This is a genomic window from Burkholderia sp. Ac-20379 (assembly GCF_017104645.1).
In the GTDB taxonomy this organism is placed as follows: domain Bacteria; phylum Pseudomonadota; class Gammaproteobacteria; order Burkholderiales; family Burkholderiaceae; genus Burkholderia.
In genome coordinates this window covers 1-11286 of record NZ_JAAGPF010000241.1, presented here as the reverse complement: position 1 = coordinate 11286, position 11286 = coordinate 1, and the positions used below count along the sequence as shown (strand labels likewise).

General features: G+C 66.3%; 9 protein-coding genes. 5 read left to right on the top strand and 4 right to left on the bottom strand.

All coding sequences use genetic code 11. The annotated features are described in order from the left end of the window. The 4 genes from G3N92_RS24315 to G3N92_RS24300 form a co-directional block, all read left to right on the top strand. Positions 1-877: UDP-3-O-acyl N-acetylglycosamine deacetylase (locus G3N92_RS24315; protein WP_241015001.1), on the top strand; the 877-nt coding region annotated here is incomplete at its 5' end. Positions 878-917: 40 nt separating this feature from the next. Further along, complete coding sequence (locus G3N92_RS24310; RefSeq protein WP_206130143.1) at positions 918-2234, top strand: aminotransferase class I/II-fold pyridoxal phosphate-dependent enzyme; 1317 nt, start codon at positions 918-920, stop codon at positions 2232-2234. An 18-nt stretch (positions 2235-2252) separates the two neighbouring features. After that, entirely contained in the window at positions 2253-2894 is a 642-nt protein-coding gene (locus G3N92_RS24305; RefSeq protein ID WP_206130141.1) for a GNAT family N-acetyltransferase, read from the top strand. A gap of 495 nt (positions 2895-3389) precedes the next feature. After that, the gene (locus tag G3N92_RS24300; RefSeq protein ID WP_206130138.1) at positions 3390-4160 is read left to right on the top strand and encodes a DUF1796 family putative cysteine peptidase; all 771 of its coding nucleotides are present in this window, start codon (positions 3390-3392) and stop codon (positions 4158-4160) included. An 87-nt stretch (positions 4161-4247) separates the two neighbouring features. On the opposite strand, the gene G3N92_RS24295 is transcribed toward G3N92_RS24300, so the two are convergent. Then, on the bottom strand, positions 4248-5051 hold the full coding sequence (locus tag G3N92_RS24295; RefSeq protein WP_206130137.1) for an ABC transporter permease: 804 nt from the start codon (positions 5049-5051) through the stop codon (positions 4248-4250). A gap of 98 nt (positions 5052-5149) precedes the next feature. After that, positions 5150-6742, bottom strand: coding sequence for a glycosyl hydrolase family 28-related protein (locus tag G3N92_RS24290; protein ID WP_206130135.1), 1593 nt, complete (start codon positions 6740-6742; stop codon positions 5150-5152). Between the two features lie 246 nt (positions 6743-6988). Here G3N92_RS24290 and G3N92_RS24285 point away from each other — a divergent pair, with 246 nt between their 5' ends. After that, positions 6989-9463, top strand: a complete 2475-nt coding sequence (locus G3N92_RS24285) for a DUF1796 family putative cysteine peptidase (RefSeq protein ID WP_206130134.1) — start codon at positions 6989-6991, stop codon at positions 9461-9463. A gap of 188 nt (positions 9464-9651) precedes the next feature. On the opposite strand, the gene G3N92_RS24280 is transcribed toward G3N92_RS24285, so the two are convergent. Continuing rightward, the gene (locus tag G3N92_RS24280) at positions 9652-10644 is read right to left on the bottom strand and encodes an asparaginase (protein ID WP_206130133.1); all 993 of its coding nucleotides are present in this window, start codon (positions 10642-10644) and stop codon (positions 9652-9654) included. A gap of 55 nt (positions 10645-10699) precedes the next feature. Then, positions 10700-11286 (bottom strand): FAD-dependent oxidoreductase (locus G3N92_RS24275; RefSeq protein ID WP_206130132.1); only part of this gene is annotated, 587 nt, incomplete at its 5' end.

Genomic DNA, 11286 nt, shown 5'->3' with positions numbered 1-11286 from the left:
GTGTGCTCTTCCGATCTTCGACGGGCACGGCCTGCACACCGGCCGCCGCGTGTCGGTGCGGATCCTGCCCGCCGCGGGCGACACGCCAGCCACGAGCGGCATCCGCTTCCGCCGTCTCGACGGCGGGCGCGAGCTGGCCGTGCTGGCGGTCGATCCGGCGCTGCGCCGCGCGCAGCCGCTGTGCACCATGCTGAGGAATCCCGACGGCGTGGGCGTGCGCACCATCGAGCATCTGCTGGCCGCGCTGCTGACCTGCGAGATCGATCACGCGGTGGTCGAGCTCGACGCCGAGGAAGTGCCGATTCTCGACGGCAGCGCCGCGCCGTGGATCGAGGCGATCCGCGCCTGCGGCCGCACCGCGCTGAATGCGCCGAAGCGCTTCATTCGCGTGACGCGCCCGGTGACGGTGGCCGACGGCGAGGGCGGCTCGCGCCGCGAGATGCGGCTCGATCCGGCACCGCACTACGAAATGAGCGTGCGCAACGATCTGAAGGGCTTCGGCGAGATGTCCTGGAGCGGCGCGCTGACGCCCGAGGCGTTCGCCACCGACATCGCACCGTCGCGCTCCTACGGGCGCGTCAAATGGGCGGTGCCCGCGATCGTCGCCGGTTACTTGCGCGGCGTGCCGATCCTGCGCGGCGCGCGGCCATCGTGCACGGCGTCGATCGTCGGCAGCCGCGTGCTCGGCGGCATGCGCCTGCCCGACGAATTCGTGCGGCATCGCGTGCTCGATCTGGTCGGCGACCTGGCGATGGCCGGCGCGCCGCTGCTCGCGCGCGTGACGGCGTTGCGGCCGAGCCACGAAATGAACTTCCGCCTCGTCGATGCGCTGCTCTCGGCCCCCGATGCCTGGGAATGGGCCGAGTTCGAGGCGTAACATAGCGGGCTTGATCAAAGTCTTACGGGCGAGCGAATCGATGGGATTGGGAGATCATCTCCGGCAGCAACTTGCTGCGAAGGCGTTGAAGCGCCAGTTGGACCGTGTCACCGAAGGCGGCTCGGCCGCGGCGCCCGCGCCCGTGTCGACCGCGCATGAAAGCCCGCGCAGCCGCTTCGAGGCGATGACGCAGTATCAGCAACTGCGGATCATGCGCGAGATGGGCGAGAAGCTCGGCGTCGAATCGCCGTTCTTCCGCGTGCACGACGGGCTGGCCGGCGCGACCACCACGATCGACGGCCGCGAATACGTCAATTACGCGAACTACAACTACCTGGGCCTGGCGGGCGACGCCGACGTGTCGGCGCGCGCCAAGGCCGCGATCGACCGTTATGGCACCTCGGCGTCGGCCAGCCGCATGGTGGCCGGCGAGCGGCCCGTGCAGCGCGAGCTGGAGCACGCGCTCGCGTCGTTCTACGAAACGGACGATTGCGTGGTGTTCGTCAGCGGCCACGCCACCAACGTCACCGTGATCGGCTCGCTGTTCGGGCCGGGCGACCTGATCGTGCACGATTCGCTGGCGCACAACAGCATCGTGCAGGGCGCGCAACTGAGCGGCGCCAAGCGCCTGAGCTTTCCGCACAACGATTGGCAGGCGCTCGACGCGCTGCTAGCGCGCGCGCGCCACGAATATCGCAACGTGCTGATCGCGATCGAGGGGCTGTACAGCATGGACGGCGATCTGCCGGACCTGCCGAAGTTCGTCGAGATCCGCAATCGCCACGGCGCGTTCCTGCTGGTCGACGAGGCGCATTCGCTCGGCGTGCTCGGCGCGACCGGGCGCGGCATCCGCGAACACGCGGGCGTAAACCCCGACGACGTCGATCTGTGGATGGGCACGCTGTCCAAGACGCTGGCCGGCTGCGGCGGCTTCATCGCCGGCTGCCAGCCGCTGGTCGACATGCTGCGCCATCTGGCGCCCGGCTTCCTGTACAGCGTGGGCCTCGCGCCGGTGCTGGCCGCCGCGTCGCTGGCCGCGCTGGAGGCGCTGGAGCGCGAGCCGCAGCGCGTCGCGCAACTGCGCGAGCGCGGCAAGCAATTTCTCGACGAAGCGCGCGCGGCCGGATTGAACACCGGCACCAGCGAGGGCTATGCGGTGGTGCCGGTGATCACCGGCAGCTCGCTGAAGGCGGCGCGCTGGGCCAATGCGTTGTTCGACGAGGGCATCAACGTGCAGCCGATCTTCTATCCCGCCGTGGAGGAGAAGGCTGCGCGGCTGCGCTTCTTCATCTGCTCGACGCATCAGCCCGAGCAGATCACGCAGACCGTGGCCGCGCTGGCGCGGCTCGCTCGCTAAACACTCACAGCTTCCTTCATGACCACGACCACGCCCGGCTGGACGTTCCGCGCCGCGCGGCCCGACGACGCGGCGGCCTGCGCGCCGCTGATCTTCGCGTCGGGCGTGCGCGAATTCGGTTTCTTTCTCGGGGCGTCCGATGAAGCGATCGTCGCGTTCCTGCGCACGACGTTTCAGTCGGAGCACGGGCGCTTCTCGTGGCGACGCCATCGCGTGGCCGTTGCGCCCGATGGCCGCGTGGCCGGCGTGCTGGCCGCGCACGACGGCCGCAAGGTCGGCCTCGACGATCCGCATGCCGCCTGGATGCTGCTGCGCGGCTTCGGGCTCGGCCATACCGTCGCGAGCCTGCTGCGCGGGCTGACGCTCGAGGGCGAGCTGCCCGCGCCGAAGCGCACGCAGACCCACATCGCCCACTGCGCGATCGACGCGCGCTGGCGCGGCACCGGCGTGTTCACCGCGCTGTTCGAGGATGCGCGCCGGGCCGGTGCGTTCGCCGAGGGCGCCGGCCGCGAGGTGGTGCTCGACGTGCTGCTCGACAACACGCGTGCGGCCGCGCTGTACCGCCGGCTCGGTTTCGTCGACGTGCCGCGCCGCAAGCCGGTGTCGCCGAAGCTGCCGGCGAACATCGAATCGGTGCGCATGCGCTTGCAGCGGCCGTGACGGCTGGTTGGGTGGGTTGCGGTCGCGGCACGGAAATTGATACGCGTAGGTGGTGTTCGGTGCGCTGAGCTGTCAGCGCCGCGCTCATGCTCGTGCGGGGAGCGAGGCGAGTGTTCGACCCTTTGTTCCGCATGATGGCCCGCTGCGTGTTCACGCTGTGAACTGACACTCGCAAAACGCCGTCGCATGGGCGTACAGCGCCCGTGTCATCGCATTGGCCGCTACCGCCAGCGGCGTTGGCGCCTGGTGAGGGGCGATTTGTGCTGCCGCGCGACGGTACGCGGAGCCGGCCACGTCCTGCCCGAAAACGGCGCCGTATCCCGCATGGGCGCAGATTGATCCGGATACCTTGCATTCGGCTTTGCCGAGCGGGTGCAGCGGCTTGTTTGGCGGGCCTGGTGGGGAGTTTTTCGTCTATTAAGGTTTCCGTAGTTATGATACTGTCAGCCGCATGAACCCACCTGCGGCCAGCGCGTCCGGCCAGCGAGATTTGCCATGATCAATCAGGAATTCGACCACATCATCAGTCTTGGTGGACACTGCCAGACTGCCTACCAAATCCGGCGACATTTCGGCATCGACAAAGCCTATCCGTTCGATTGGTGGGTGACCCCGACCGTCGCGCTGGTCGAGTTGATCGAAAGCGGTTTCGTGGACATCTTTCGTGAAGAAAACATGAAGATCGTGCGCGAGAACACGGGGCCTGCCGTGATGTGCTCGCGATATGGCCTGATGCACTATCACGATTTCGACGAAGCAAAGATCAACGGCATCTACTCGCCGTATCTGGTTCGCACCAAGTGTGCACAGAACAACAGCAAGTTTTCCTACTTGCTGACGCGTTTGCTGAGCCTGACCGGCAAGGTGCTGTTCGTGCGCTATTCGAATGGCTGGGTGCAGTACTACGACAAGTCCACCCAGTTCAATGAAGATCTGCTGGGCCGCTTCATGAAAGCCGTCCGTGCCATGCTGCCGAATGCCGAGGTCAATTTTCTGCTGCTGAACGACTACAACGAGCAGGCAGGTCTTGACGGCAATCCGTTCCCCAATGTCTATACGTCGCTGGTCAACAACTACGACGAAAAGGAATGGCACGGCAGCAATCAGGGTTGGGACGAGATGTTCACGTATCAAAATATCAAGTGGCGCAAGCCCGGTAGCGTGAGCGTGCCGGTGACGGAAGTGGCGGCGGTAACGGACGTCCCGGTGCCGGAGGTGACGGCGGAGGCCGCGCCGCCTTCCGTGTTGGCCGCGTCGGAGGCATGACTTGCCGCGTTGGTGACCAGCTGATTGGCCTGTCGAAAAAAAACCGCCCCGAAGGGCGGTTTTTCTTTAGGGGCGTGCCGGCCGGCTTTATTCCGGTTCGACCCGGGCGCTGACATAGCGCACCAACACCAGCCCGATGAACAGAATCACGAGATCGCAGACGATCATGTAGTTGATGTCGTAGTGCGGTTTTACCAGCTTGCCGAAAAAGCCCGAACGAATCATTTCGCAGGCGTGCACCATGGGCAACCAGATCACGACTTTCTGCGCTGTCGTGGGGAGCCATTCCACCATGAAGGCGGCGCCGGAAAGCGGGAACAGCAAATAGGCGACGGTGTGCCAGATCCGATCGTAGGTTTCGCTCAATTCGCTGAGCGAGCCGATGATGAAACCGAGCCCAACCGCGATGATCGCCAGGTAGCCCCAGCCCACCAGAACAAGGCCGATATCCTTGGGAGGCTGCATCAGGCCGATGACCGAAAACAACACCGTGAGAAACAGGAACGACATGGTCGCCCCTGCGACCTCGAGCAGGGCGCGCGAGATGAACAGATCGATCACGCGGACATTGCGGTGATAAAGCAGGCTGTGATTCGGCAGAATCGCGAGCCCGCAGCGGTTGGCGGTATTGCGCCAGAGCAGGATGGTCGAATAACCGGTCACGGCGAACGCCGTGATCGACAGGTTCGAGCCGTGACTGAATTTCGCCGCGTTCCAGAGCGCCGTCACCCCGAGCGTGAACGACATCGGCTCGAAGAATACCCAGAGAAAACCGACGTTGTGACGCCCGTAGCGCGTGATGATTTCGCGCATGAGCAGCGCGGCAACCACCCGCATTTGAATCTGAAGTGAGCGGAGCAGCGGGGTGTTGTGCTTGGCGATCGAAGACATGAGGACAGTCTGCTGGCGGGACGTCGGCCATTGTATCAGCCCGGCGATTGGCGGCGCGCCGATCGCTTCGGGCGAAACGAGCGGCGCGCCGGCGCGTATCAGTACAGCGAATACCAGGTTGCGTTCTGGCCGCGGCACAGATATTGATGTCCGCCGCCCGCATTCAGGGGGCCGGGTTCCGCCGCCACCGAACCCGCGCTCGCCGTCACGTCGAGGCGCGCAATCGCGCGCGTGGACGAGAAGCGCGCGAGCGAGCCGTCGTAGGCGGCGTCGCAGGCCGGCAACACGATGCTCAGGCGCGACAGCGGCGTGGCCGGGTCGAGGATCAGCGTCTGCTCGCCCGACGCCATCTCGATGCGTTCGGCGTTGGCGGCGCCGCGATAGCGGTAGGACTTGTCGATCTGCTGCCGGCGATGGGTCAGCGTCGTCGACGAGACCCCGGCACCCACGTCGAGCGGCGCGAGATGCACGTTCTCCGAATAGTTGCCGAGCCGATTGCGCGACATGTATTGCGACAGGCTGTAGATATTCGAGGTCGGCACCGTGGCGTTCACGCCGAAGCCGGCGTTGTTGAAGATGTGGCGGCCCGCGTCGATGCTGACGATGGTGGTCGGATCGTCGATGCGCAGCCCGTCGGCGGTCGCGTTGTAGAGCTGGCCCGGCCCGATCGTGACGCGCCCGTGAGGCCAGGACTCGATGTAGATCTCGGTGCCGTTGCCCCCCGAACCGATCATCCCCGACGAGGCGAACGCGCCGTTCATGACGATCGGCGCGTTCGAGGTCAGGCGATCGTTGATCCAGATTCCGTAGTCATGCGAACCGTCCGACACGCTCTGGTCGCTGAAGAAAATCTCCCGGTTCCGGCGTGCGGCGATGCCATTGTCGATCTGATAGTTCACGCCGTTGCCGAAGGCGAGCACCTTGCCGAAATACACGCCGCCCTGGCCGCCGCCCACGTGATAGGCGATGTGCGAGAACGTGATCGCGCCGTTGTCGAGGTAGATGTCCGAGCCTTCGTCGCTGCCGGCGGCGCCGTTCATCATCAGGCCTTCGTTCTGAACCTGGATGTTGAACCGGGAATATTTGAAGACGTTCACGTCGTCGAGCCACACGCCGTTGTACAGACGCGGGGCGCGTTGCGTGAACACGCCGGCGTCGATATCCGACAGTTCGTTGCCGTTCTGCATGCGCCGCAGACGCAGCGCCGCGCCGCCCGTCATCGTCGTGCGCGAATCGAAACGCAGCCCGGAGATCGACCAGCCCGACATCGAGGTGCGGCCGTCGCCGACGGTCCAGAGATCGGCGCGCGTATCGCGGCCCGCATAGAGCAGCACGGTCTGCCGCGCGCCGGCCCCGCGAATCGATACGTTCTGCACGATCGGCAACTGCTGCGGCGTCGAGAATACGCAGGTGCCCGCGGGAAATTCCAGCGACGCGCCATCGTGCAGATGCGAAAGGGCGTTCGTCATCGCGCGGCTGTCGTCGGTGGCGCCGTCGCACTTGCCGCCGTAGTCGCGGAAGTTGACGGTGTCCTGCAGTTTGTCGGCGATGCTGCGCACGATCGTGCCGGGCAGGGTGCTGCGGAACGACATCGGCGCGGCCGGCTGATTGGCGGCCGCGTGGGCTGCCCCGGCGTTGCAGGACAGCGCGACGGCCAAGCCGACGAGGCGGCGGGTCAGTCTGGATTGCATGGGCGAGTACCAAGGAGGGCGGGACGTTGGCATGCCGGCGGGAAGCGGTGCTCGCGGAGCAGCGGAACCATCGCCGAGGGAGGCAATTATGGCATTGCGCCCGATCATCCCTATGACGGCGTCGATGCCTGCCCGGTGCTCGGTCGGATATCCCGATGCCCATGCCCGCGTGGCCTGCTAAAGCCAAAAAAACTGTGCTAATGTCGCGCGACCCCGACTTCCGGGGGCCGGCGCGAGAGACTTTTTATGATTGATCAAGAATTCGACCACATTGTCAGCGTAGGCGGACACTGCCGGACCGCTTATCAAATCAGGCGGTATTTCGGTGTTCAGAAAGCCCAAATGGTGGATTGGTGGGTAACGCCGACGATCGCACTGGTCGAATTGCTCGAGTCCGGCTTTGCGGATATTTTCCTCGCGGAAAATATGAACGTCGTGCACGAGAAGACCGGCCCCGCGGTCATGTGCAAGCGTTACGGCACGATGCATTACCACGATTTCGATGAAGCGAAGATCGATGGCGTGTATTCCCCGTACCTGATCCGAACGAAGTGCGCGACGAATCACAGCAAATTTTCGTATTTGCTGGCGCGTCTGCTGAATTTGTCCGGCAAGGTGCTGTTCATACGGGCTGGGCAAGGGCGGGTGCAATTCTATGAACCGACCATGGAATTCACCGAGGAACTGCTGCATCGCTTCATGAATGCGATGCGCTCGCTGCTGCCGAATGCCGAAGTCCATTTCCTGTTGCTGAACGATTACAACAAGGAAGCCGGGCTCGACGGCAATCCATTCCCCAACGTCTATACGTCGGTCGTCAACGAATACGGCAGCACGGATTGGTTCGGCAGTTGCCAAGGGTGGGACGAGATGTTCGCCTACCACAACATCCGATGGCGCAAGCCGGACGCTCTGCCCTCGGAGAATCCGGGGCAGGCCGTCAAGACGGGGGCGGGCGATCGCGCGGGTTCCCTGTCGGCGGCGCTGGCCGAGCCTGGCGCGAGGGGCAATCTCGGCGCCAGTACGGGCGCCTCGAACGGCAACCGGGTGCGAGCGGGCATTGCCGGCACGCCATCGAATCAAGTGAATTCGAAAATGCCGAAACCGAAACAACGGCAAGCCATCGCGGAATTGGTTATCGCCGACGATTTTTTCAGAACGACCGAAAACAATATTCCGGCGGCGTCGCGAGGCAACCGCAAATTTCTGCGCGGCTTTTTCGGCGCCGCGGCCGAGACGCTCGGTTGGCGCGTGAGAGCGGTGAGCCCGGAATCGCAGGGCGGCAACATTCCTGTTACCGCGATCATGGATGCGCTGGGTTTGCCGTGCGATGCGGCGGGATGGGCCGCCGCCTGCACCGCCGATCTGACGCCGGCGCACCAGCATCTGGACGTGCTCGCACTGACGCCGGCCAGTCTCGTCATCGGCTGGGGCATGTCGCCGTCGATCCTGCGCTATATCGACAGTGTCGGCGCCGCGTTCATCGACGTCGAGATTCATTCGATTCGCTTTGCGCGCCACTTGCACCTCGGGGTGCGTACCAACGACGCGGGAATCCGGCGCGAGCTGGAGCGCCTCCGGATCGGCGACGATCAGTTCCGAGCCGCGGCCGCCGGCCTGCGCGGTTATTTCGCGCGTTTCGGCGACCTCGGCATCGCGCACGACGACCTGCGGGTCGGCCTGTTCGTCGGGCAGATGTCGCTCGATCTGGCCTCGGTCGGCGGGGGGCGTCTGGTGCAGCCCATGGATTTTCTCGAGCAGATCGCCGCGTGGGCCAAGCAGGTCGATCTGCTGGTCGTGCGTCCGCATCCCGCGCAAGACGATGCCAGCCATCTGCGCGCCTTGCTGGAACACATTCCCAATGCGCTGCTCACGAGCGGCAACACCTACGGCTTGCTTTGCGCCGACAATCTGGCCTTCGTCAGCTCCGTATCGTCGGGTGTGCTCAACGAGGCGCCCTACCTCACCCGCGCGAAGGTTCACCGGCTGCTCGTCGACGATCGCAATGCCGCCGACTATCTGCCGTCCACCTGCTCGCCGTGGATTCCGGTGCACCCCGAGGTCGCCAGCGTGCGATCGCTGCAAGCGTTCGACCGTGCACGCCAAGGCCGGTGGCATTGGCCGTTTGCGCGGCCGTTCGACAGCAGGCAGTCGGCGTTCCACGAGGATGCGCTCGATACGATCTTCAGCTATCGCTGGGGGCTGGAAACCGCTGCGAAAGCATTGTCGACGCTGCCCGAGCTGGCGCCCGGGCAGACCTGGAACGTGGCTGTGGGCACGCCCGGGAGCGCTTGTGTCGAATTCGGATACAGCTGGCTGCCGACCGAACCCTGGGGCGTGTGGAGTATCGCGCCCCGCGCCGGCTTCGCGATTCCGCTCGCCTTGCCCGAGGGGGCATCGGCCGGCGACGGTTTTCGCTTTTCGCTGTACGGCCAGCTTTTCGTCATGGGCGATCACACGCCGCCGGTCATCCGCATCGTGGTCAACGGGCGAACGTGCACGTCGACTGCCGATCAGAGCGGCAACTTTGAATGGGCGATCGAGCTGGACGACGATGCGATCGCGCGACGCGTGCTCGTCGTATCGATCGAGGCCAAGGGCGCGCTGCGAATCTGCGACGCGGGCTTGAATTCGCCGGACGAGCGGGCGCTCGGGATCGGCCTGAAGCGCATCGCGCTGGATGCCGTCGGCAAGCCTCGTCCGAACGGCGTCAAGCCGTAAGCCCAAGCGCCGCGGATGCCGGCTCGACACGCGTGCCGCCGAGCCGGGCCCGAGCGATGCCGGCCCGAAGCCGATCCGGGTAACGCGGCGTTGCAGCCGCCCGGTCCGATATCGGACGGGCGATCCGGAGGGTGCCGGGTACGCGACGATCGACGATCTTCGTCGCTTCGGCGTCGCCCCGAATCGCGTCAATACCGCCCGAACATCGCCTGCAACGCCGCCCGGTCGCGGCTGACCGTCAACCCGAGCATCAGCAGGATGCGCGCCTTCTGCGCCACCTGATCGTCCACGGTGAGCCAGCCGTAGGCGTCGTCGGGCTGCGCGCCGTTGCGCGTGACCACGCCGTTGCCGGTGCGCGAGGCGCGCACCACGCAGGTGCCGCGCCGCGCGGCCGCGCGCAGCGTGTCGACCAGGTGCGCGGCCACGTTGCCGTTGCCGGTGCCCGCGAAGATCAGCCCGCGCGAATGCGCGGTGGCGGCGTCGAGCCAGGCGGCGTCGAGTTCGCCGTAGGCCTGCACGATGTCCACGCGCGGCAGGTCGGGCAGCGCGGCGGCGAACCACGGCGTGTTGATCGTGTGCGCGCGCGCCGGGCGGCGGTAGTAGCGCGGCGCGCCGTCCACCACGAGGCCGAGCGGGCCGTACGGAGAGCGAAACGCATCGAGCTTGAAGCTGTGCTGCTTGACCACGTCGCGCGCCGAATGGATCTCGTCGTTGGCCACCACCAGCGTGCCGAGCCCGTGCGAGCGCGGATCGGCGGCCACCGCGATCGCCGCGTACAGGTTCAGCGCCACGTCCGAACTGAGCGCCGACGGCGGCCGCATCGCGCCCACCACCACCACCGGCTTGGTCTGCTTGAGCGTCAGATGCAGGAAGTAGGCGGTCTCCTCGATCGTGTCGGTGCCCTGCGCGAGCACCACGCCGTCGATGTGCGGCTCGGCCAGCCAGTGCGCCACGCGCTCGGCGATCTCGCGCAGCGCGGCGTTGCCGAAGTTCTCGGAGCCGGTCTGCATCAGTTGCTCGGTGTGCAGCTCGGCGAATTGCGCGGCCTGCGGCACGCTGTCGAGCACCGCGTCGATGCCGAGCACCGAGCAGGTGTAGGACGCGGTATCGGTGGCCGTGGCGCCCTGGCCCGCGATCGTGCCGCCGGTGCCGATCACGGCGAGGTGGGGACGGGTTTGCATCGTTATCCGAAATGAAGGGAAGCGGGAGACGGCGGGGCCGGCGAGAGACGCTGACTCAGTGCGCGAAACGCGCGCGCAGCGGATGCCGGCCATCCTTGGCGAGCCAGTCGGCCAGCAGCAGCGCCGAGCCGGCGGCGAGCGTGAAGCCGAGCGCGCCCTGGCCGGCGTTGAGCCACAGGTTGCGGTAGCGCGTGGGGCCGATGATCGGCACGCCGGTGGGCGTGGCCGGGCGCAGGCCGGTCCAGCGTTGCGGTTCGGCGGCGCGCGCAACGTCGGGAAACAGCGCGGCCACTTCGGCTTCGAGCGTCGCGAGGCGCGCCGTGTCGGGCGCGGCGGTCGCGTCGAGGTCGGCGATGCCGGCCGCGCGCAGCCGGTTGCCGAGCCGCGCATACACCACCTTGCGCGCGAAATCGGTCAGGCTCGCGCGCGGCACGTCGACGCCGGGCGGTAGCGCATAGGTGAGGCTGTAGCCCTTCAGCGGCCAGATCGGCACGCGCAGCCCGAGCGGCTTGAGCAGCGCGGCCGAGGCGGCGCCGGCCGCGATCACGATCTGATCGGCCGGGATCGCTTCGCCGCCGCGCAAAGCCGCGACGCGCCCGTCGCGGCCGGCGCGCAGGCCGTCGAGTGGCGTGCCGGTTTCGA